22 protein-coding genes and 2 pseudogenes are annotated in these 21,491 nt (G+C 71.9%); 12 read left to right on the plus strand and 12 right to left on the minus strand.

The genetic code is table 11. The features are described from left to right. Positions 1-137 precede the first annotated feature (137 nt). Positions 138-710 (plus strand): GNAT family N-acetyltransferase, encoded by a 573-nt coding sequence (locus QMF80_RS16085; protein ID WP_283453765.1) that lies wholly within the window; start codon positions 138-140, stop codon positions 708-710. A gap of 147 nt (positions 711-857) precedes the next feature. Here QMF80_RS16085 and QMF80_RS16090 read toward each other — a convergent pair whose 3' ends face one another. The 3 genes from QMF80_RS16090 to QMF80_RS16100 all read right to left on the minus strand — a co-directional run bounded on the left by QMF80_RS16090 (position 858) and on the right by QMF80_RS16100 (position 2,601). Beyond that, positions 858-1,091: a DUF6479 family protein gene (locus tag QMF80_RS16090; RefSeq protein WP_283453767.1), complete on the minus strand. Its 234-nt coding sequence runs from the start codon at positions 1,089-1,091 to the stop codon at positions 858-860. Positions 1,092-1,342: 251 nt separating this feature from the next. Further along, on the minus strand, positions 1,343-2,131 hold the full coding sequence (locus tag QMF80_RS16095) for a VOC family protein (protein WP_283453768.1): 789 nt from the start codon (positions 2,129-2,131) through the stop codon (positions 1,343-1,345). 173 nt (positions 2,132-2,304) lie between these two features. Continuing rightward, positions 2,305-2,601, minus strand: a complete 297-nt coding sequence (locus tag QMF80_RS16100; RefSeq protein WP_283453770.1) for a DUF8825 domain-containing protein — start codon at positions 2,599-2,601, stop codon at positions 2,305-2,307. A gap of 108 nt (positions 2,602-2,709) precedes the next feature. On the opposite strand from QMF80_RS16100, the gene QMF80_RS16105 reads away from it, so the two are divergent. Next, entirely contained in the window at positions 2,710-3,036 is a 327-nt protein-coding gene (locus QMF80_RS16105; protein ID WP_283453772.1) for a nuclear transport factor 2 family protein, read from the plus strand. A gap of 461 nt (positions 3,037-3,497) precedes the next feature. On the opposite strand, the gene QMF80_RS16110 is transcribed toward QMF80_RS16105, so the two are convergent. From QMF80_RS16110 to QMF80_RS16120, 3 genes are all read right to left on the minus strand, one after another. Beyond that, entirely contained in the window at positions 3,498-4,817 is a 1,320-nt protein-coding gene (locus QMF80_RS16110) for an aldehyde dehydrogenase family protein (RefSeq protein ID WP_283453774.1), read from the minus strand. Between the two features lie 235 nt (positions 4,818-5,052). Further along, the gene (locus tag QMF80_RS16115; RefSeq protein WP_283453776.1) at positions 5,053-5,313 is read right to left on the minus strand and encodes a DUF4404 family protein; all 261 of its coding nucleotides are present in this window, start codon (positions 5,311-5,313) and stop codon (positions 5,053-5,055) included. Positions 5,314-5,467: 154 nt separating this feature from the next. Further along, positions 5,468-5,878, minus strand: a complete 411-nt coding sequence (locus QMF80_RS16120; RefSeq protein ID WP_283453987.1) for a MarR family winged helix-turn-helix transcriptional regulator — start codon at positions 5,876-5,878, stop codon at positions 5,468-5,470. A gap of 299 nt (positions 5,879-6,177) precedes the next feature. On the opposite strand from QMF80_RS16120, the pseudogene QMF80_RS16125 reads away from it, so the two are divergent. Together QMF80_RS16125 and QMF80_RS16130 are read left to right on the plus strand one after the other, a co-directional pair. After that, a pseudogene (locus QMF80_RS16125) lies at positions 6,178-7,272 on the plus strand (ABC-2 transporter permease). A 270-nt stretch (positions 7,273-7,542) separates the two neighbouring features. Then, the gene (locus QMF80_RS16130) at positions 7,543-8,070 is read left to right on the plus strand and encodes a putative immunity protein (protein WP_283453778.1); all 528 of its coding nucleotides are present in this window, start codon (positions 7,543-7,545) and stop codon (positions 8,068-8,070) included. Positions 8,071-8,291: 221 nt separating this feature from the next. Here QMF80_RS16130 and QMF80_RS16135 read toward each other — a convergent pair whose 3' ends face one another. Genes QMF80_RS16135 through QMF80_RS16145 form a run of 3 tightly spaced genes read right to left on the minus strand, consistent with a single transcriptional unit; the run spans position 8,292 to position 10,792 of the window. Next, positions 8,292-8,561 carry a Tn3 family transposase gene (locus QMF80_RS16135; protein ID WP_283453781.1) on the minus strand — a complete coding sequence of 90 codons (270 nt, stop codon included), beginning with the start codon at positions 8,559-8,561 and terminating at the stop codon, positions 8,292-8,294. 29 nt (positions 8,562-8,590) lie between these two features. Continuing rightward, positions 8,591-9,241: a TetR/AcrR family transcriptional regulator gene (locus QMF80_RS16140; RefSeq protein ID WP_283453783.1), complete on the minus strand. Its 651-nt coding sequence runs from the start codon at positions 9,239-9,241 to the stop codon at positions 8,591-8,593. A 60-nt stretch (positions 9,242-9,301) separates the two neighbouring features. Beyond that, positions 9,302-10,792, minus strand: coding sequence for an MFS transporter (locus QMF80_RS16145; RefSeq protein WP_283453784.1), 1,491 nt, complete (start codon positions 10,790-10,792; stop codon positions 9,302-9,304). 537 nt (positions 10,793-11,329) lie between these two features. Here QMF80_RS16145 and QMF80_RS16150 point away from each other — a divergent pair. The 5 genes from QMF80_RS16150 (at position 11,330) to QMF80_RS16170 (ending at position 13,640) form a co-directional block, all read left to right on the plus strand. Then, positions 11,330-11,917, plus strand: coding sequence for a DUF5994 family protein (locus QMF80_RS16150; RefSeq protein ID WP_283453786.1), 588 nt, complete (start codon positions 11,330-11,332; stop codon positions 11,915-11,917). A 5-nt stretch (positions 11,918-11,922) separates the two neighbouring features. Then, positions 11,923-12,147 carry a hypothetical protein gene (locus QMF80_RS16155; protein ID WP_283453788.1) on the plus strand — a complete coding sequence of 75 codons (225 nt, stop codon included), beginning with the start codon at positions 11,923-11,925 and terminating at the stop codon, positions 12,145-12,147. A 106-nt stretch (positions 12,148-12,253) separates the two neighbouring features. Then, positions 12,254-12,541: a hypothetical protein gene (locus QMF80_RS16160; RefSeq protein ID WP_283453989.1), complete on the plus strand. Its 288-nt coding sequence runs from the start codon at positions 12,254-12,256 to the stop codon at positions 12,539-12,541. A gap of 36 nt (positions 12,542-12,577) precedes the next feature. Beyond that, positions 12,578-12,850 carry a hypothetical protein gene (locus QMF80_RS16165; protein WP_283453790.1) on the plus strand — a complete coding sequence of 91 codons (273 nt, stop codon included), beginning with the start codon at positions 12,578-12,580 and terminating at the stop codon, positions 12,848-12,850. Between the two features lie 88 nt (positions 12,851-12,938). After that, positions 12,939-13,640, plus strand: a complete 702-nt coding sequence (locus tag QMF80_RS16170; RefSeq protein WP_283453792.1) for a helix-turn-helix domain-containing protein — start codon at positions 12,939-12,941, stop codon at positions 13,638-13,640. 21 nt (positions 13,641-13,661) lie between these two features. Here the strand turns inward: QMF80_RS16170 and QMF80_RS16175 are convergent, their stop codons facing one another. Next, positions 13,662-14,063 (minus strand): cyclic nucleotide-binding domain-containing protein, encoded by a 402-nt coding sequence (locus QMF80_RS16175; RefSeq protein WP_349372211.1) that lies wholly within the window; start codon positions 14,061-14,063, stop codon positions 13,662-13,664. A gap of 599 nt (positions 14,064-14,662) precedes the next feature. Here QMF80_RS16175 and QMF80_RS16180 point away from each other — a divergent pair. Next, entirely contained in the window at positions 14,663-16,249 is a 1,587-nt protein-coding gene (locus tag QMF80_RS16180) for a GAF domain-containing protein (protein WP_283453796.1), read from the plus strand. 49 nt (positions 16,250-16,298) lie between these two features. On the opposite strand, the pseudogene QMF80_RS16185 reads toward QMF80_RS16180, so the two are convergent. Further along, positions 16,299-16,934 (minus strand): annotated as a pseudogene (locus QMF80_RS16185) (response regulator); the annotation flags it as partial. Between the two features lie 797 nt (positions 16,935-17,731). Between QMF80_RS16185 and QMF80_RS16190 the strand changes: the two are divergent. Together QMF80_RS16190 and QMF80_RS16195 are read left to right on the plus strand one after the other, a co-directional pair. Then, entirely contained in the window at positions 17,732-18,673 is a 942-nt protein-coding gene (locus tag QMF80_RS16190; protein WP_283453798.1) for a RimK family alpha-L-glutamate ligase, read from the plus strand. Positions 18,674-18,840: 167 nt separating this feature from the next. Beyond that, complete coding sequence (locus QMF80_RS16195; protein WP_283453800.1) at positions 18,841-20,226, plus strand: MFS transporter; 1,386 nt, start codon at positions 18,841-18,843, stop codon at positions 20,224-20,226. Positions 20,227-20,270: 44 nt separating this feature from the next. Here the strand turns inward: QMF80_RS16195 and QMF80_RS16200 are convergent, their stop codons facing one another. Next, entirely contained in the window at positions 20,271-20,912 is a 642-nt protein-coding gene (locus tag QMF80_RS16200) for a hypothetical protein (protein ID WP_283453802.1), read from the minus strand. Positions 20,913-21,491: the final 579 nt, after the last annotated feature.

Genomic DNA, 21,491 nt, shown 5'->3' on the forward strand with positions numbered 1-21,491 from the left:
TTCCCGCACCCGCGCCCACCAAGAAGCCAAACAGCACGCCCAGAAGATCGCCACACACCTCCTCGCCTGAGTGCGTTGTGGCCGCCGGACCGTCAGACACGGTGAACGTATGCGGTCACAGCACTAGGGTGACGAGGATGAGCGACGATCCCGTGATACTCCGCGCAGTGACCGAGGACGACCTTCCGGTGCTCGAGCGGTTCCTGACCGATCCGGAGGCGACCGGGCCGTTCCAATGGATGGGCTGGTCCGATCCGGGGCGCTGGCGGCGGCGCTGGTTGCAGGACGGTCTGCTGAACGACGAGGGCGGCCAGCTCATGGTGGTGACCGGCGCCGACCGGCTCGGCTTCGTGGCATGGCGGAAGGTCATGACCTCACGGAGCTCGTACTGCTGGAACATCGGAGCCCAGCTCCTGCCGGAAGGCCGGGGTCGCGGAGTGGGCACACAAGCCCAGCGGCTGCTGTCCCGGTACCTGTTCGCGCACACACCGGTGATCAGGCTCGAGGCGGACACCGAGACGGAGAACATCGCCGAGCAACGAGCACTGGAGAAGTCGGGCTTCACCCGCGAGGGCGTGCTGCGCAGCACCGTGTTCCGGAACGGGCGGTGGAGGGACGTCGTGCGCTACAGCGTGCTCCGCGAAGACATCGCCTCGGACGAGCCCCGCTCCGTGGGGCGGCCGCTCGCCCGAGGCGGCCAAACGGCCTGACCCGGGCCCGTCCCGGAGCCGCCGCGCCCGGCCGAGGCAGCGTCCGCGCCGACCGCTGCCGCACGTTCCTCGCCCACCCGGTGGCGCGGCGGCCGGGCTCCACGCCGGCAGCCGGCTCACGACACTCCCGCGAGAGGCGGTGGGCGGTCAGGGGCGCCGCTCGGGGTCGGGGTTGGTGTCGTCGGGGGTTCGCCAGGAGTCCTGTCGTGCTCGGGCGGGAGGGCTCTGGTCCAGGGGCTGCGCGCCGGGATCCTTGCGGGCTGCGGCGCGTCGGCTGCCGTACCAGAACGCCGCGATCAAGAGCGCGGCCACGATGACGCCGACCGCGATCAGGAAGAGGGACGAGGAGCCTGCGGCTGCGAGCGGAACTGAAGCGATCATGCCGCGCGCCTACCCGGATTTCCGGGACTCTCACCTCCGGGAGGGAAGCGCCGGGCGGCATATCGAGGCAAGGGCGGATGGAGAGCGCAGAGGATCCCCGTGTCGGCACGGCTGCCTGCACGGCGCACGTGTGCGGCCCGGGCCGACCGGCATGCGCCCGGAGGGTCTCCCCGGTAGGGCGGCAGGTGGCGGGGCGGCTTGCGGACCGCATTTCTGGGCGCTTGTCCTCTCGGCCGCGTGGTCATCCGGGCTCAGGCCGGAGTGCCCTGCGGCGCGACGGCCGTGAAGTGTGCCCCTTCGGGGTCGGCGAGGACCACCCATCGGCTCGAAGTGGTCGTTTCGACAGGAGTGACAGTCCTGCCGCCCAAGCCGATCGCGCTCTCGACGGCCGCCTCCAGGTCGGGTACGCGGAAGTGGACCTGCCAGCGGGGCCGGATCTCCGGGTCAGGATCCCCCTCGAGGGCTCCGCCGCTGATGCGGGCAACGGTGTCGTGGCCATGACGCAGGACGACGTGGTCGTGTTCGTAGGCGACGGTGCAGCAGCCCTCCCGCTCGCCGGCCCACTCGAGGACTTCGCCGTAGAAGATGGCCGCGGCGAACGCGTCACGCGTACGCAGCTCCAGCCATGCCGGGGCACTCCTCTGCCCGACGCTCCAGTCGGGAATGACCGCGCCCTGCCAGAACCCGAAAACCGCCCCGGCGGGATCGGCGGCCATTCCGGCCCGGCCCGTGCCGAAGGCCAGGGGGCCCACCGCCATCGTGGCCCCGCGCTCGCGGATCCGGGACGCCGTGACGTCGGCGTCGTCGACGGCGAAGTAGGGAGTCCACGCCACCGGCATCCCCAGGCTGCCCGCCAGAGCGCCGATCCCCGCAACAGGAGCCCCGTCGCGAAGGGCGACCACGAAGCCGTCACCGAGGCGGGTGCTACGGAATTCCCAGCCGAGCACGGCACCGTAGAACCTCTGCGCGGACGGCATGTCCCGGGCCAGCAGACTCACCCAGCACGGGGCACCGGAGACCTCATGGCTCGATGTCGACACAGTGGGCACCTCATCTGCCGTTCACCTAGGACGGGGCCCTCCCACCGTAAACCCGACGACGCCCCCAAGGCTGTAAAGACCGGCGGCCGCGTCCCCGCGCGGGCGGCCGGCCCGCGGGCGCCGGCGCCGGCCCGGTCCCCGCGCCAGTACGGCCCGCCAGCTCTCCTGCTCGCTCACGCGGGCCGTGCCTCCTGCTCGGCGACGATGAACTCCTCACCATTCCAGCGCACGACCAGCCCCCGCACCCCGTCCGGCCCGCTCTCGGCCGCGCGGAACAGCTCGATGCGGCCCGCCGAGCTCCAGCCGCGCTCTGCCCAGTACGGGTGGGAGCTGATCAGGCACGACAGCCGGATCAGTTCCCGTCGCAGCTCGGCCGCCCCGACGGCGGGGCGCAGGGCGAGCTGGTGGTAAGCGCGGACCTGCCGGCGCTTGAGGCTGATCAGGTCGTCGGGAAAGCGGAAGGGCGTCACCCACATATTCAATCAGGTGTTCGAATTGATGTGCCACTCCGTTTGCCGATCGGCAGGTCGTCCCGGTTGTCCCTGGACGGGCGAGGGGGTTCTCTGCATGATCAACTGGTGACCACGCCAGAGATCATCGTCGAACGCCAGCTCGCCGCCTACAACAGCCATGACCTCGAAGCCTTCGCGGCGACGTACGCCCCCGACGTCTGCGTCAACCGCAGCAGCGGCGACCCCCTGCTCGGGCGCGACGCCGTGCGGGAAGCGTACGCCGACATGTTCGCCAAGGGCTGCTGCCGGGCCGAGATCGTCGGCCGACTCACGGAGGGCGATTGGGTCGTAGACCACGAGATCGCTCACGGCGTCGCGGACGAGCCCGTCCGCCTGCTGGTCTCCTACCGGGTCCGCGGCGGCCTGATCGACCGCGTCGACCTCCTCGGCTGACTCAAGGGACCGTGCGTCCCCAACCTCGCGACATCGGCCGATGATCCGCCAGTGGCAGCAGCCCTCCGGCTGGCCGCACCGGGATCGATGGAGCGGCGGCTCTCACTGACGGTCGCAGGGCTGTCGATCCACCGCACCCACCGAGGCGATGGCGCACTCCCCGCCCGCGAAGGTTGCGTGCCGGCCGTCGGGACCGCCGCGAAGGTTGCGTGCCGGCCGTCGGGACAGCGAGCCCATCGGTCGCCATCGTGGGGTGCAACGCGACGCCGTCCCGCTGGAGCGGAGCGTCGCAGCCCCGCCGTCGGCTCACCGGAGCACGCCCGGTCGCAGGCCCTGTCCCGGCCCGTCCATCCGGCCCCCGCCGACTTTCCGGACCGACCCGCAGGAGCGGCGGAACCCGAAGGCTGGTGGGCCGGCTGGCACGGGCCGGCCGGCCCGGCGCGGGTCCGTAGGAGGGCCGGTCAGCCGAGGGGCTTGTCCAGTACGGCCTTGCGGTGGCTGAAGGTCTCCAGGGAGTAGCGGCCGTGGTAGCTGCCCATGCCGCTCTCGCCCACTCCGCCGAAGGGCAGGTCGGAGACGGTGAGGTGGGCCACGGGCAGGCCGAAGGCCAGGCCGCCCGAGGAGGTCTCGGAGGTCAGGCGGTCGCGCGTGGTGGCGGATTCCGTGAAGGCGTACAGGGCCAGGGGCTTGTCGCGGTCGCGGATGAAGGCGATGGCCTCGTCGAGCCCGGCGACCTCGACCACAGGCAGGATCGGGCCGAAGATCTCCTCCCGCATGACGGGGGAGTCGGGTGCCACCTCGGCGAGGACGGTCGGGGCGATGTAGCGCTCCGACCGGTCGTGGTCGCCGCCGACGACGGTGCGGCCGGAGTCGAGCAGGCCCGTCAGCCGGTCGAAGTGGCGCTCGTTGACGATCCGGCCGTAGTCCGGGGAAGCCGCGGGGTCGTCGCCGTACAGCCCGCGCAGGGTGTCGGCGAGTGCCCGCTCCAGCTTCCGGGCGGTCTCCGGATCGGTCAGCACGTAGTCGGGGGCGACACATGTCTGGCCGGCGTTCATGAACTTGGTGGACGCCAGCCGGGCGGCCACGACGTCCAGGTCCGTGCCGCGGTCGACGAACGCGGGCGACTTGCCGCCGAGTTCGAGCGTCACCGGTGTGAGGTTCTCGGCGGCGGCACGCATGACGATGCGGCCGACCTGGCCGTTGCCGGTGTAGAAGATGTGGTCGAACCGCTGCGCGAGGAGCTCGGTGGTCTCCGGGACGGCGCCTTCCACCACGGCCAACGCGTCGGTGTCGAGGTAGCGGGGCAGGAGGTCGGCGACGGTGCGGGAGGTGGCCGGGGCCAGTTCGCTGGGCTTGGCGACGACACAGTTGCCGGCGGCGAGCGCGCCGACGACCGGGGCGAGCAGCAGCTGGACGGGGTAGTTCCAGGGGGCGATGACGAGCACCACGCCGAGCGGGTCCAGCACGGTGTGGGCGACCGCGGGGCTCAGCCGCTCCGGTACGGGTGCGGGCTGCGGACGCAGCCACTCGGCCAGGTGCTCCAGTGTGTGGTCGATCTCCCGCACGGTGAAGTCGATCTCAGTGCGGTACGCCTCCTTGCGGCTCTTGCCGAGGTCGGCGTGGAGCGCGGCGGCCAGATCGTCACCGCGCTCGGTCAGCAGCGTCCGCAGGGCCTTCAGCTGGGCGGTGCGCCAGGCCAGGGGCTTCGTGTGGCCGGTGGCGAACGTGGCACGCAGGCGTGCGACGACGTCAGCGGGCTTCTCCGAGGTGCGGTCCGACATGCTTTTCTCCTAGAGGTCGTGCAGCGCGGGGCTGGACGGTGCCCGCGTAGATCGATGTATATAGCAACCAATAAGGCGGCTGCATTCCCCGACGAAGCGGGAGCCGCCGCTGGCTCTCGCGGGGAACGTGCGCGCGCGAGCCCGCCGGGGCCGGCGCGCGCCGCTGTCGGCGAACGGGGCGGCCTAGGGCCGTGACCGGGAAGGTTTGACCCGGTGCACCTTTCCGGTCGCGGCCCTAGATGCCGAGCGAGGCCAGGCTCTGCGCGATGGAGTTGAGGGTCGCCCCGATGCGGGGGTGGCTCAGCTCGAAGCGGGCCACGGCCAGGTTCAGCCCTTCGATCGCGTGGCCGTCGCGGTCGGCGTCCTCGCGTCGGGCCTGGGCCTCCAGCCGGCCGGTGAGCGCCTCCAGGTGTGCGCGGTCCTCGGGCGAGAGCGACGTGTCGCGGGTGTGGCCGCGCAGGGCGGCCAGCGAGGCCTTCAGCTCTTGATCGGACATGTGTCCCCTTTGTGTGCGTGTCTGGTCGGTCCTGTCGTCCTGTCGGTCGTGCTGTCGACAGGACGTGGTGATCGTCGTGCCTGTGTCCCGCCCGCCTGCCCGCCATCGGCCGGGACATGTGCCTGGCCCGGTCCGCCCGGCCGGGCGGCGGATCTCATTCCGGCCGGCCGTGTACGTCGCCGTCCTGCGGGTGTCCGTTGTAGCGCAATAGGTAGGCGGCGAAGCGATCCAGGTCGTCGGGGTGCCAGTCCGCGAGTCGCTCGTGGAACATCGCGCGCCGGTTCCGCGTCACCTGGGCCAGGATCGCGGCACCCGCCGCGGTGAGCTCCAGCACCTGCACCCGGTGGTCCTCGGGGTCGGCCCCCCGTGTCACCAGCCGCGCCCGCTCCAGCGCCGCGACCTGACGGCTGACCGTCGACTTGTCGAGCGCGTAGTGGGCGGCGAGGTCGCAGGCGCGGCAGCCGCGCCGCTCCTCCAGGTGGCTGAGCAGGGTGAAGGACACCAGGGAGAGCTCCGGATGCATCCGCGCGGCCGCGGACCTGGCCCGCCGGGCGAACGAGGTCATCTCGCGCTGGATCGTCTCGACGGCCGCTTCCCCGCCCGCGCCGTCCGGACGGCGCGGGCCGGTCGTGTCCGTGGCCACGGTGACTCCTTTCGCCAGTTAGTTGTATGGTACAACTGAAGATGAAGTTGTATATACCAACTATGTGCCGGCGAGAACCGTCCCGCAGCCCGAGCCGACACCGGAGGTCCTGTCGCATGTCCGGTCGCACATCCGCACACCACCACGCAGGGGACCCCGTACCCCGGGGGCAGCTGGCCGCAGCCACCCGCAGCGCCGCCGCCGGGCCGCGCAACCCCGCGATGCGCCACGTGCTCACCCATCTGCTGACGCCGCTGCTGATGTGCCTCGGCATGGGGCTCGCGTACATGGGTGCGTTCGTCCAGCCGGAGCCCCACCACCTGCCGGTCGCCGTCGTCGGCGAGGGACCCCGGGCCATGGTGTTCGCCCAGACGGTCAAGGACCATGCGGGCGACGCCCTGGACGTGCGTACCCTCGCCCACCGCGCCGACGCCGTCGACGCGCTCAAGGACCGCCGCATCACGGGCGCCTACGTCCTCAGCGACACGGCGCCCGAGCTGCTCGTCGCCACGGCCGCCTCCGAGACCGGTGCCACCGTCGTCGAGAAGGTCTTCACCCCCGTCGCCGCCCTCCAGGGCGCCCCGCTCAAGGTCACCGACGTCGTCGGCACCGTGGACGACGACCCGACCGGCTAGGGGCTGTTCTTCCTGCTTGTCGCCGTCAGCATCGGCTCGTACGCCTCGGTGGCCGTGCTCGGCGGGGCGGGCGCCGCCCTGCGCATGCGCGGCCGGGCCCTGCTCGTCGTCGGCGTCTCGGGCGTGGTCAGCGCGATCGGAGCCCTGCTCGCCGGGCCCGTCTTCCACCTCGTCCATCGCGGGCTGGCCGGAGTCTGGGGCCTGAGCTGGCTCTACTCCGCCGGCATCCTCTTCATCGGGGTCGGCCTGCACACCTTCCTGAAGCGCTGGACGACGCTGGCCATGATGGTGCTCTTCGTGATGCTCAACTTCACCAGTTCCGGCGGACTGTTCCGCCCCGAGTTGCAGAACGGCTTCTTCGGCTCGCTGCACGCGTTCTGGAACGGTGCCGGATACATCGAGGGCCTGCGCAGCCTCGTGTACTTCGGCCGCGACGGCCTCTCCCACCACGTGGTGACCCTCGCTTCCTGGCTGGTCCTCGGGCTGCTGCTCACGGCTGCGGCCGGACTCGTCGAACGACGCCGGGCGGCGACGGCGGCTCCGGCGGCAGCCGCGCAAAGTGCCTCGGCGTCGGCGGGGTTCCGCCGGGAGGGGGTCTCGGAGGAGGCCGCGAAGGGGGAGACGTCGCAGAAGCGGGAGGAAGAGGAAGAGGAGGAGATGGAGGAGGCCGTGGGCGTCTGACGGGTTCGTGTATTTTCGCCGAGCGGCCCGGGGCCTGGGGTATGAGCGGCCGTCAGAGCAATGCGGGCGTGGAAGTGTTCAAGCCGGCTTCCGTGCAGAGGAATATGAAGCACAGGTCGGACCTTCGGGTCTCGAAGGGTGTGGCGACGTCCGGCTTCAGCTTGAGAACCAGGCCCGCCCGACCCCTCGGAACCAGGCTTTACTTGTGGGCGTGCCTGGCGCGCGTACGCGCCCTTGGGTGTTGGGCGGACGCAAGCAAAGGAGCCAACCATGATCCTCTCGAAGGTCCGGGACCCTCGTTTCGTGACGATCCGTCGCGGTGGGACCCTCACTGATGCGGATCACCACCTCCTCGCTCTGTGGGCGGCATCGTGTGCGGAACACGTCCTTCCCCTCTTCGAGTCGGCTCGGCCTGAAGACCCGCGGCCGCGTCAGGCGATCGAGCATGCCCGCGCCTGGGTGCGTGGCGAGGTCAAGATGACCCAGGCGCGCGCGGCGGGCGGCCATGCGATGGGTGCGGCCAGAGACCTGCGTGGGGCAGCACGCCATGCCGCGTACGCTGCCGGCCAGGCCGGGGCTGTCGCGCACGTCGCCGCGCACGAACTCGGTGCTGCCGCCTATGCGATCAAGGCCGCACGTGCTGCCGCGCCGGAAGGTGAGGGCGAGGGCGAGGGCGAGGCCGCAGGGCGACTCGAGTGCCAGTGGCAGCGCGACCAGCTCCCGGAGGCGATACGCGAGCTCGTGCTGGACGACCAGCGGTCGCGGAACGACATCTGCTGGTTGGTGTTCGACTGCTGAGCGCACCTCGGGGCGCCCGTTGCGCCCACAAGCGCGCTGGAGTCCCATCTGCCCCAGCGGCGGCGCGACGTGCGCGTCACGCCGCCCGCCCATGGCCGTCCGAGGCGGGCGGCCTCTCGCCGCGGAGCGGGCTGAATCGACCTCAAGGTGCTGGTCGTACGCCGCGGGCTCCATGTGGAGTCGGTGGGGGGAGTACTCGCCGAAGCGGCGGATGCGCTCGGTCAGGTACGGCGAGACGGGGGCCAGGTCCTCGGGGTCGATGGCGTGGCCATTTTCCTACCTACGCGGACGATCTCGGCGATGTCGAGGGCGGCGTTGTGGAAGACGACCGCGTTCGTGAGCAGCGCGTTGGACTTCGCGGTCTTCGCCTGTTCGACGGGGTCGTCGTCGGCGATGGCGCCGCCGTCGCCGAAGTCAATCCACGGGGAGAAGCCGTTGGACGCCTTGACGGGCGCCGACCAGCAACGCGCCGGCTCCGGCGCCGACCGCACGGGTCGGGACGAGGCGGGCGGGCCCGCGTTCAGGGGGTGTTCCAGAGGTCGTTCAGCTCCGTCCAGTCGGGCGGGCTGACGGGCTGCCTGTCCGGCGCCGAAGGGTTCTGAAGGCCGCTCAGGACGAGGTCGAGGTAGCGCAGGTGGAGTCCGAGCGCGCGCTCGCCGGTCGTGGGCAAGCGGGGACTGAGGTGGCTGAGCAGCAGGGGGAGGTCTGCGGAGCTGACGTCCTCGCGCAGTGCGCCGGACCGGTGGGCGGCGTCGACCAGGTCGTCGAGTGCCGCCTTGAGGCGGTTTGAGGCGGCGTCGATCTCGTCGGTGGCCGGAAGGCGGCCCCCGATGAGGGGGAGGAGGGAGACGGCGTCGGGAGAGGACAGAGCTGTGCGCAGGAAGGCCGCCAGCGCGGTCCAGGGGTCGCCGTGGTCGGTCATGGCGCCGCGGGCCAGGGAAACCAGCTCGTTCATGCCCTGCACGCGCAGCGCCTGGGCGAGATCCTCCTTGGCCGGGTAGCGCCGGTAGAGGCTGCCCATGCCCACACCGGCGCGGCGGGCGATGTCCGAGACGGGAGCGTTCCAGCCGTGCTCGGCGAAGACCTCGCGCGCCGCGCGCAGAATCCGCTCGTCATTGCGGTCGGCTTCCTTCTGGCGTCCGCTGGGCGGTCCGGTGCGGGCGGCGCGCATGCTGGGACTCCTTCGATGCGGCGGCCGACGCCGACCCGCCGCGGGGTGGGGGTCGACCGCTCAGTGCGGGTGGGCGGCGACCTGGTCCCGTGCCACCACGACGGCCTCGGGCGCGGGGGCCGGGTGGTGCGGGCGGATGCGCAGGGCGCCGACCAGCAGGATACCGAGGACTCCGAGCACGGCGGCGACCCAGAAGCCCACCGTGAACGCCTTCTCGGCGGGAACGTGCGTGCCGTGCACGGTGAAGCTCTGCAGGAAGCCGACGGCGAGCTGGCTGCCCACGGCGCTGCCGACCGTCCGGATGACGGTGTTCAGCCCGTTGCCCGCGGCGATCTCGCGGCGCGGTACGAGCGCCGCGACCAGGTCGGCGAGCGCCGCGTACCCGTAGCCCGCACCGAGGCCGACCAGGGAGAACCAGAGCGAGACCTGTGCCGGAGAGCTGTGGAGGAGGGCGGTGAGCACGGCTCCGCTCGTCATCAGCGTCATGCAGGCGAACAGAGGCGCACGAGGTCCGAGGCGCCCGCGCAGCCAGTGCGCTGTGCGCCCGCCCACGACGACGAGGAGCGAACCCGGGAGCATCAGCAGTCCGGACTGCACGATGGTCAGCCCGGCGCCGTAGGAGGCCACGGGGCGCAGCGCGGGCGGGAGGCCGCTGGGCAACTGCAGCAGTTGCGGGACCAGGACGTAGAAGAAGAACGGCACCATACCGACCAGCAGCGCCGCGAGGTTCGTGACGAGCATCGGCAGGTGGGTGACGTGCCGGAGGTCGAGGATCGGGTCGGACCGGCGGGACGACACCACGCCGAGCACGGCGAAGACCACCGCGGCGACCGCGAACAGCGAGAGCACTCCGGCGGAGAGCCAGCCCCACTTCGTGCCTTCGGTGATCGCCAGCAGCAGGGCGACGAGCCCTCCGGCCAGGAGCAGGGCACCGGGCACGTCGATGCGCTTGCTGTGGCGCTCGGGGCTTTCCGGCACCCAGAGAAGGACCATGAGGGTCGCCACCGCGATGAACACGGCTTCGGCACCGAACATCCAGCGCCAGGAGGTGTGCTGGATGATCAGGGCGCCCACGACCAGCCCGACGCCCGCGCCGCCGCCGAGCATGGCGGCGGTGAGACCGAAGCTCGAGGCCATCCGCTCCCTGGGCATCGCTTCGCGGACCAGGGCCAGGGCCAGCGGGAGCGAGGCCATGGAGGCTCCCTGTACGGCGCGCATCGCGATGAGGAAGCCGATGGTGGGGGAGGCGGCGGCCGCCAGGGTGCTCGCGAGGAACACGAGCATGACGAGGAGGAGCAGCCGTCGGTGGCCGTACTTGTCGCCGAGCAGGCTCAGTACCGGGGTGAGTACGGCCCCGCCGAGGAGGAAGGCGGTGACCAGCCATCCGGCCGTGGCGGTGTCGGCGTGCAGGCGTTCCGCGAGCACGGACATCGCGGGGATGACCAAGGTCTGCATCAACCCGTAGGCGCCCACCGTGGCGAGCAGTGCGGCCAGCACCGCGCTCGGCCGTGAGGCTGCCTTGGTGTGGTGCGCAATTCTGGTGTCGCCCACTGACGACACCTCCGTTTCTTGTCGAGGGCATGGCGGAGCAGCCGCACGGAGCGGCGTGATCGCCCGAGTGATGCGGCGAGTCTATCGGAGCGGAGCGCTCCGATCCGACGCTCGGGCGGGGTCGTGATCATCGTGATTCCGGCGGCGAGGCGGACGGCGAGCTGCGTGACCTCGGCTGCCCCACTCCCGAGGCCAAGACCGCCTCCGGGGCGGGCGAGCGCCTGGTCGTGGACCTCTCCCCGGCTGCCGACGCCCGCCTGATCCCCCCAGCGATACGGCCACAGCCCGCTCCCGGACGGGAGCTGACCTCGTCTCGCGGCGATCCGCGACCCGGCTCGCCGCCCTGTGCGGCCGGTGCCCGCCGACCGGCATGTAAACCCGTGAAGTGCCTGGTCACGAAACCGCCCGGGAGCCTCGCACAGGAGTAGGGTCAAAGGACCGGGAGCATTTCGCACACCGGCTCTCACGCAGGTGCCGTTCCCGGCGATTGCCGAACACCGGGCCGCCGACGGGCGGCCCGGGGGCAGGTTTCGCGCCATGACCACGCTCCTCGATCTGACCACGCCGCACGACCTCGCCCCCAAGCCGTCGGCGCGTTTGTCGCTCACGCCGAAGACCGCACTCGCGGGCCAGCTGGACGGAGCCTGGTGGCCCTACTCCCGCGACCTCACCGTCGAGCTTCCGCTCCTGGTGGCCGGTCTCGACGCGGCCTGGGGACGCATCACCCGCGTCACCGTGAACCCCACCCGCTGGCCGGTCATCCCGGACACCGTGACCGTCGACGGCCACACCCTGCACGTCGGATGGTTCACCGAGCAGCACCCGGACAAGCTGATCCTGCTCTCCTTCACCGTCGGCCGCTGGGACCTGCTGGTGATCCCGCCCGAGACCGAACCCGCCGCAGCCGCCCGGCTGATGGCCGCCGCCGCGATCCCCGGAAGCATCCTCACGGCCGGCGTACTGATGGCCAACGAAGCCGCCATCGGACGCGCCCCACGTGAGTCCCGGAGCCGGGAGGAGTCCTGGGAGACCGAAGGCGGAGCATGCATGTCGCCCTACGGACGGCTGGCGGGGCCATCACCCGGGCTGCCCGTCATGCCCGTGCCGGTGCACACTGGGAGGTGAGCGCCATGGACGCCGTCATCCTCATCGCGGTCATCCTCCTGGCGACCGGCATCGGCATGCGCCTGATCCACCTGCTCAACGCCCAGCACGACGCCCGCATCGCCGCCCACCACTTCAGCGACACGCTCCCGGGCATCGGGCGGTGGGACAGGAAGCACCACGGGCCGACCCGCGGAGACAGCGATCCGGTCGACCGCCCGGGCGCCACCAGAGGACCCGGACCCTTCTGACCGGGGGCAGCGGGTGGCGGTCGGCGCCCCCGGCCGCCGACGTGCCGTCTCCATCCGAAAGGAACGCCGCCTCGTGAAGACAATCGAAACCCGGACCCAGGCCCAGATCCAGACCCGGACCCAGACCCAGGCTGGGACGCGGACCCCGCCGTCGAGCGGACGGGCGGAGGTCCGCGTCGTCGCGGCCTCCCCGGGGGCCGCCCGCGCGGTCGCTGAGGTCCTGCGCCGCTGCTTCGCCGGCTCCGAACAGCGCAGTTACCCGGCCCCGGACGGCGGTACCCGGCTCCATCTCACCGTCGACACCGACGCTGCGGCCGGTCCCGCACGCTCCTGGCTGGCCCGCAGCAGGCCGCCCACCGGCAGCCGCGCCAGTACCCACGCCGACGAGATCTGACGGCCACGCCCCCGACCCTGTATGAGAGGTGTGGTCATGGCGACCCTCCGCGAGCGAAAGGCCTACCGCGAGCAGATCCTCGGGGCCCTGTACGAAGCCATCGAAGGCAACCGCCTCCTCGGAATGACCGGAGCCCGGCTCGCCCACGACCTCGACATCCCGGAACAGGACCTCGCCGCCGCCTGCACCTACCTGGCGGGGGAGGGCCTGATCACCATCGACTGGGAACCGGGCAACATCCCTGCCATGGTCACCCTCACCCATCAGGGCATCCGGCTCATGGAAGCCGAAGAGGAGAAACGCGGCTGAACCGATCGGCCGGGGAACGGCCCGTCCGCCCGCTGCCCGGCCCACCGCCCCGCCCGACCCCCTTGCCGCGACCGGAGGCCTGAACATCATGACCAGTACCCCTGCGCGTTCCGTCCCGACCGGAGGGCCGGCCGGGCGCAGCGATCTCGGTCGGCGCGCCGCGGCGCGCCGACGCGATCTCTCCCTCAGCCGTGAACAGGTGGCCGAGCGCAGCGGGCTCGCCGCTTCGTACGTCGCCTACCTCGAAGACCATGCCGTGGCTCCGGGCATCGGCTCTCTCCTGCGGCTCGCCGACGCGCTGGGTACGACGGTCGACGAACTGACCGGCACGACGACCGAGAGCCCCCCGGGCCGGGCCGCCGGATCGCGGGAGGGTGAACTGGTCGTGCTGAGCGATGCGGAGTGCCGTCGGCTGCTCTCCACGCACGGCATCGGCAGGATGGCGATCGTCACCGCGAACGGGCCGACCGTCTCACCCGTCAACTACGTGATGGCGGACGGGCGGGTCGCCTTCCGTACCTCCGGTGACGGGACTCTCGCAGCGGCGGCCGGAACCGACGCGGCCTTCGAGGTCGACCAGATCGATGACGCCATGAGCCAGGGCTGGAGCGTGCTGGTCATGGGTGAGCTGTCGCGGGTCAGCGAGGACTCGGCCGTCCGCCGGCTGGACGCCACCGCGCCCTCCCTGCCCTGGGCGGGTGGGGAGCGTACGCACTGGATGACCGTCGCTCCGTCGCTGATCAGCGGCCGACGCGTGGTGCGGGGGCCGACGCGGGGCGCCGCAGGCTGAACCGGCCGACGGCGCTCGCGGTCACACGCTGCTGGTACTGCCGTGGTTGGCGTACTGCTGGAGCAGCTGTACGCGGGTTCCCTGGAGGCGGTGGGCCAGCACGCGCGCCACCCAGTTGCCGACCATGGAGCCGAACGCCGGGTCGGCGTCCATCATCATCCGCACGGCCGTCGCGTCGAACTGGTCCGTGCGTACAGGAGTCGCCGCCTCGGCGCCGTTGTGCCACTCGTACGGTGCCAGCAGCCAGGACCAGCCGACCAGTTCACCGGGGCCGAGGCGCTCGATGAGCGCAGGCCCACTGCCCGGCAGGTGCATGTCCAGCGTCACGATGCCCGACCGTACGATCCAGAACCGGTCGGCGCGGCCGCCCTCTTCGAAGAGACGGGTGCCTTCGGGAAAGTTGACCTCGTGGGCCTGTGCCATCAGCCGGTCCCGGTATGCGGGGGGCAGGGCATTGGCCAGCCGGGCCGGCGAGAGGATGCGCATGACGTGCCTCCGTTCGAGCCCCCTGCCATTCTCGGCCGGGCCACCGACCCTGTACGCGGGCCGACCGGCCCCTTTCGGGGGACCGACCGGCCCTGACGGCACCACACACCGCACGGGTCTGGACCGTTCGGCCCCTGCCCGGAGCGCCTGCGCCCGGAGAGCATCGCAATCAGAGGCGGCCTGCGGTCCTTCCTGGCGAAGGAGGCGACGGCAGCGGCCTCGACGTCTTCCGCAGGGTGCGGACCGGCGCCCTGCGGTCCGGCGCTTCCGTGCGACTGGGTCATCGCACACCCGAGCTGGCCGGCCAGGCTCTCCCTCCTCGCCCGCAGTCACGGTCCGCTCACGCCGCAGTCGGCGCTCCCCACCCGTCGGAGCCCGTCGGAGCCCGTCGGAGCGGTCACGGTCACGCACGAGGACGATGGAGCCCCTGTGGCCGTTCGGCGCCGCGCACCGCACGGGCCGCCGCCCACGCGGAGCGCTACCGTGGAGGGGCGGCGACCAAGCCCGCCACGAGGTGTGTCCCGACGGAGGAACCGGTGGGCGACTCAGGAAGCGGTGACGTCGGCGGCCCCGTACTGCCCGGCCCGCCGGACGCGAGGCCCCGGCCCGGCGGGCCCCGCCCGCTCGGCGGGCCGAGACGAATGGCCGGCCTGCTGGAAGTCGTCCTCTCGGCCGACCGGGCGCTGGACCAGCCCCAGGCACTCCAGCGGATCCTCGATGCCGCCGTGGTCCTCGTGGACGCCCGATACGGCGCCCTGTGCGTGGTCGGCGACGACGCCCAGCTCCGCGGCCTCCAGACGGCGGGAAAGCCCGTCGGGCGGGCCGGGGCGTTCCTGGGCGCTGCCGTCAAGGGCGGCGACGACGTACTCGGCTGCCTGTACCTGAAGCGGGAGCGGCGGGACCGGGCCTTCGACGCGGCGGACGATCGGGACCTGTCCCTCCTGGCCTCGGCTGCGGGCGTGGCCATCGCGAACGCCCGCCTGAGCGAACGGGCCTCGTACCGGCAGAGCTGGATCGAGGCCAACTCCGAGATCGTCTCCACCCTGCTGTCGGGCGCCGACGAGGACGCTGTCCTGCAGCTGATCGTGGAGCGTGCCGGACGGATCCTCGCCGCCGACCTCGGCCTGGTGGCCCTGACCGTACCGGGTACGGACGACCTGCGCGTCGCCCTGGCCGCCGGTGTCGACGCGGCGCAGCACCGGGGACTGACACTGCCCCGGGAAGGATCGTTCGCCGGGGCGGCCCTCGCGGCCCACGGACCCCTCACCAGTCGTGATATCGCCCGCGATCCGCGGACGGAGGCCGACGCGCCGCGCTGGGACGGGCTGGGCCCGGCCGTGGCGGTGCCCATGGGCGCCGGGGAGCGTGTGCGGGGCGTACTGCTGCTGGCCCGGGCCCAGGGCCTGGCGCCGTTCACGGAGACCGAGACGGCCCCGCTGATGGCCTTCGCGGGACAGGCGGCCCTCGCGATGGAGCTGGGCGAACGCCGACGGGGCGCCGAGCAGCTGGCACTGCTGGAAGACCGCGACCGGATCGCCCGGGACCTGCACGACCTCGCCATCCAGCGGCTCTTCGCGACCGGCATGACCCTGCAGAGCGCCGTACGCTTCGTCGAGCACCCGCAGGCCAGCGAGCGGCTGCTCAGAGCCGTGGACGACCTGGACGAAACCATCAAGATCATCAGATCGACCATCTTCGGCCTGCGGTCCCGCGAAGGCCCCCGCGCCCAGCGCGGCCTGCGCGCACGGACCGTCGCAGCCCTGGAACAGGCGGCCCCCGCCCTCGGCTGCACGCCCGTCCTGAGGATGGAAGGACTCATCGACACCGATGTGCCGCCCGCGGTGGGCGACCACGTCATCGCCGTGCTCGGCGAGGCACTGACCAACGTCGCACGCCACGCGCACGCCACCGCCGTCGCGGTCGCGCTCGTCGTCCGCTCCGGCACCCTCACCCTCACGGTCACCGACAACGGCACGGGCATGCCGTCCCGCGGCCACCGCGAGGGCAGCGGCTTGCGCAACCTCGCCGAGCGGGCCGGACGCCTGGGCGGCGCCATGACCGTGGACCCCGCCCCGCAGGGCGGCACCCGTCTGGTGTGGCGGGTGCCCGGTGTCCCCGGATGAGGCACGCCCGCCCGCCCGGCCGGAGGTTCCCTGTTCGCCGGTTGTAGCGGGGCTGCGCCCGGGGGCGGCCGGAGGCCTGCGCGGCGAGCACCGCGGCCTGAACGCGGCGGTCGACCCCCAGCTTGGCCAGCAGCGGGGAGATGCCGTTCTTCACCGTCTTCTGCGAAAGGAACATCCGACGGCGGATCTCCGCGTTGGTCAGCCCCTCCCCGATCAGGTCGAGGATCCCCCGTTCCCGCTCGGAGAGCCCGGACAGAGCCCCCTCGGCATCCTCCGGAGGGCCGCCGTCCCCGCGGAGGCTGCGCATCAGACGGCCCGTGGTGGCCGGGTCCAGCATCGACTGCCCGGACGCCACCGTGCGGATCGCGGAGACCAGGGCGGCCCCCGTGACCTCCTTCAGCACGTAACCCGCGGCCCCGGCCATGATCGCGTCGAGGAGCGCGTCGTCGTCGAAGGACGTCAGGATCAGACACGCCAGCTCCGGCATCCGCGAGCGCAGTTCACGGCAGACCGCGATCCCGTCGCCGTCCGGCAGCCGTACGTCCAGCACGGCCACGTCCGAGCGCAGGGCCGGGCCCCGGGCGAGGGCCTGCGCGGCTGTACCCGCCTCCCCGACCACCATGATGTCCGCTTCCGCGTCTAGTGCCGCGTCAGGCGACGTTCGCCCCGTCGCGACGCCCGGCACGCACTCTCGCCGCACCGGCCGAAAGCCCACGTACGAGCCTCCCGAGGCAACACTCCCGGATCCTCCGGCATGGCCGGCCTCCGCGGTGTCCCGCCTACTGAGCTATCGGCTCCCATCGTCACCGCTGCCCTCGGACGCCACCAGGGGCCGGATGGTCCCTGCCACCCGTGCCGACCCGGGCCCAAGCGGTCCCCGTCCGGCTGTGTGAGGGGGCCCGGGGGCTTCGCTGGTCACCTCAACGCTGACCCGCGGGTCGGCCGGGCAAGCCCTCCCCGCCCGGATACGGACCCGGGCCGGCCGTCCGGCTCCTGTCCGCCGGGGTGGCCCCTGCCCTCGCGTAGACAAGCTCGGATCTGGCGGTGCCTGCCCAACTCGCCACCGGACAGCGGGCGAAGGGAGTTTCCGGGACGGCGGGCGGGTGGTGGCCGTCCGGACCAGGCTGGCTGCGACCGGGCCCGCTCTGCCTCCGGCCGAGGCCGGCATCGTCATCGCTCGCCGAACCCGGCAGGCCTTCCCGGTCACAGCACTGGCGTGACGGCGTGGCAGGGGCTCGAAGCAGGAGTGGCGGATGCTCAGTGGCCGCCCGTTCCCCTTCCTTCTGGTGTGATTGTGCGAACGCGGCCCTATTTGGGCTAATTAATGCCGTATTGGCTTGCAGGGTGACAGGGTGGCCGGGCCATCACCGTGTTGGCGGAGCCGTCGGCCTGCGGCCGGGGCTGCCGTTGACGTCGGGCGACCCGCTACTCGCTCGGCCAACCCCATGGGGGGAGGCCGTTGACTTCCTGAGGAGCCTTTTGATGACCATGGCCGATGTGTCGGCGAAGCCCCTGTCCGACTGCCGAGCGACCGCACCTTTCTGGCTGATCCTCGGCGGCGCCCTTGACCAGGACCGGATCACCGCTGAACTCGTGGACGGGTTCGAGCGTGTTCTGGGCGACCGCAGTGCGGTGATGCGGACCAGCGAGCTGGTACTCGGCGTGTCCGGCGGGCGCCTGACGCTGTACGACCTCCAGGGCTTGCCGCTCGCGCCGCCGGAAGTCGCCTATGCGCGCCTGTCCACCCCCCGGCTCTCCACGGACCGGGAGATCACCCTGCTGCGGCACCTGGAGGGCATGGGCACGGTGCTGCTCAACCCGATCGATGCCGTGCTGGCCTGCGTGAACAAGTTCTGGCACCTGCAACAACTCGCGGTCGCCGGGCTTCCCGTACCCGATACCCGCAGCTACGTCGACGCGTCGATGACGGATGTGGTCCGCGCGGGGGTGCCGGAGCCGTGCGTGGTGAAATCGGTACGAGGCCATCGCGGGCGACGTGTCTTCCTGGCCCGTGACGCGGCGATGCTCCATGACATCCAGGGCAGCCTCAGCGACGACGCGCCCTACCTGTTCCAGGAGTACGTGCGGTACTCGCACGGACGGGACCTGCGGGTCGTCGTGGTCGACGGACAGGCTGTCGCGGCGCAGGTCCGCGTGGCCGCCGACGGCGGTCTCAAATCGAACCTGGCCCAGGGCGGAACCTCGACCCCGTGCACCGGGCTGCACCCCGCGGGGGAGGCGCTCGCGGTGGCGGCGGCGGAGGTGCTCGGGCTTGGAGTCGCGGGCGTGGACCTGCTCTTCGAGCCGGACGGCAGCTTCACGATCTGCGAGGTGAACGCGAACGTCGGGTGGCGTGAACACCTGCATCAGATCGTCCCGGCCATCGCCCGGACCTGCGACGCCCGGCTGCGCGCCCGGCGGTGACCAACCAGCTCGGGCGGCGACCGATGGCCGATGACGGTGTGCGTGCGGCTTGACCGGCGGCCTCCGGGTCCGCCCTCGCGCCGTCGTCCACGTCTGCGTCCTGCTCCGGGACCCAGGAGTACGGAGGACGTCAGCCCGCTGGATCCGAAGCCCAGGAGGAACCGGCCGTGCGCCCGGACACACCATCTGACGAGGACACCACGAGCCCGAGCCCCAGCCCGAGCCCCAGCCCGAGCCCGAGCCCCGGCTTAAGTCCCAGCCCCGGCCCGGGACCCGCACGATCGACGGACGGCAACGGAAGCCGACGGACGCTCAGGTCGCTGCGCCACCGGGACTTCCGCCTGCTCGCGGTGGGCCAACTCGCTTCCCAAACCGGGACGTGGATGCAGAAAGTGGCGCAGACCTGGCTGGTCCTCGACCTGTCCCACGGTGACGGCACCGCCCTTGGCGTCGTCACGGCGCTCCAGTTTCTCCCCCTGCTGTTCCTCGGCCCGTGGGGCGGAGTCCTCGCGGACCGCTACCCGCAGCGGCAGATCCTGCTCGTCACCCAGTCGGTGCTGTGCCTGGTCTCCCTGCTGCCGGGAGTGCTGGCCCTGACCGGTGCGGTGAGTCTGCGGGCCGTCTACGCCTTCGCGCTGGCGATGGGACTGACCTTGGCCGCGGAGAAGCCGGCCCTGCAGTCCTTCATCGCACAGACCGTTCCCAAGGCGGACCTGCCCAACGCGGTGGCGCTGGACACCGCGGCGTTCAACCTCGCCCGGATCGCCGGCCCTGCCTTGACCGGCCCTGTGATCGGCGCCTTCGGGGTCGCGCCCGCGTTCTTCCTCAACTCCTTCTCCTACCTCGTCGTGCTCGGTGCCCTGCTCCGCATGAAGCCGGTACCTCGGCGCACGGCCGGTGTCTCCTCATCGGCCCGGCATCCCAAGGGGCAGGTACGGGAGTTGCTGCGATACGTGCGGGGCCGCCCGGACCTCGGCTCCCCCCTCATCCTGGTCGGCGTGGTCGCGGGGTTCGGCATGAACTTCCAGATCACCACCGCCCTGATGGCGAGCGACGTCTTCCACACCTCGTCGATCGCCTTCGGGCTCGGCTCCACCGCGTTCGCGGTCGGCGCGGTGACGGGTTCCGTGGCGGCTGCACGCAGTGACCACTGCGGACGCGCCTACCTCGCGGGCACGGCGTTCGCCTTCGGTGTGCTGGAAGTCGTCACGAGCACGATGCCCCACCAGGCGGCCTTCCTGCTCATGCTGGTGCCCACCGGCGCCGTGCTGATCCTGTTCATGACGGCCGTGAAGTCGGCCCTGCAACTGGGCACGGACGATGCCATGCGCGGCCGTGTCATGAGCTTGTACACACTCGCCTCCCTCGGTACCACGCCGCTCACGGCCCCGCTGATCGGATGGATCTCCAGCGCCGCGACCCCCCGAGCCGGCCTCGCGGTCGGCGGTCTGGCCTCGGCGCTGGCCGCGGTATCCGTCGGCGTGCGCAGGCAGGGGCCCGTGCACCCGCGGGCCCCGCTCTTCGGTCGGCAACGTCGTCAGCGGCGGTGTTAACCGCCGTCTCAGCAGCCGTTCTTCTCGCGGGATCAGGTCCGGGTTCAGTGGAGGATGCTCACCGCGCGGGCGATCACCAGGAGCGAGGTGAGCAGGGCGGCCACGCTCTCGACGGCCATCATGAGTTTCGCCCGGGAGGAGAGCGGCATCGTGTCCGTCGGACTGAAGGCGGTGGAGTTCGTGACGGACACGTACAGGTAGTCCGCCAGCGTCGGGACCCAGTCGGAATTCTTGCTCGCCCCGTCCGCGACTTCTTCGACCGCGTCGTCGTTCTCGTCCTGGGAGAAGCGGAAGTCCGCCAACGGCAGCTCGTCGCGGGGGACCTGCGTACGGCTCACCGGGCCTCCCCGGTCGAGTTCCCAGTAGGCCAGGCCGAACACGATGATGTTCGTCAGCCAGACCTGGAAGGCCGCGATCAACAGCGAGCGACCGTCCGAGACCTTCGCGTGGACCAGCTGGTCGACAAGTAGCCCCAGTGCCACCAGGTTGCTTGCCGCGATGATCAGCACGAGGGTGAGGGACAGCGCCCGAAACGTCCTCGTCTGACGCGTCAGACGTCGTGGGTTGATGGCGATCAGCGGCAGCAGCAGCAGGATCTCCAGGCCGGGCAGAACGTACCGGGGGGCGACCAGAAGCTGCTGGGGCAGCGCCAGATACAGGCAGATCGCCACAAGTGTCGCGGCCACGGCCGGGAGCCGAGCCTCTCCACGACGCTCGTGGCGAGGGTGGCGGGTGCTGGCGGTCACACGGTCGCGCCCCATGGCGGCCCTGCCCTTCGTGTCGTGTTCCACGGCATCGACCGCGCGGGCCACCTGCGGGGGCTCCGCGGCGTGAGGATCATCGTTCGAACCGAGCGCGCCGCAGCCGTCCCGCCCGGGCCCGAGGGCCGGTGGACGAGCCGCGTTCGCTCCGGCCGTCCGGGGGTGTCGTCCGGCAGCACGCACTCCCGCCCCGCCGACCGGCTGCCCCGCTCCGTGGGGGCCGTGCACCAGGCCGGCTCCTGCACCTGGTTCTGAGTGATCATGGTTGTTCTCCTTCGGGGTGCCGTTCCCACGGCCACCGCCCCGCCTACCCAGTGGCGGCCGACCGAAAAGAGGGCCGAGGCGCCCCCTCGGCCCGCCCCGGCCTGACGGCCACGACTGTACGTGCGCGAGTCGCCGCGACATGGGACCCCGCCCCCGTCTGCTGCGCCGCATCACTGGGGTGCTTCAGGAGGGGGGCGGTCTGCGGGGAGGTGAGCGGGCTCGTGCGGCGGCCCTCGCGTG

Source organism: Streptomyces sp. G-G2 (assembly GCF_030063135.1).
Taxonomy (GTDB): Bacteria; Actinomycetota; Actinomycetes; order Streptomycetales; family Streptomycetaceae; genus Streptomyces.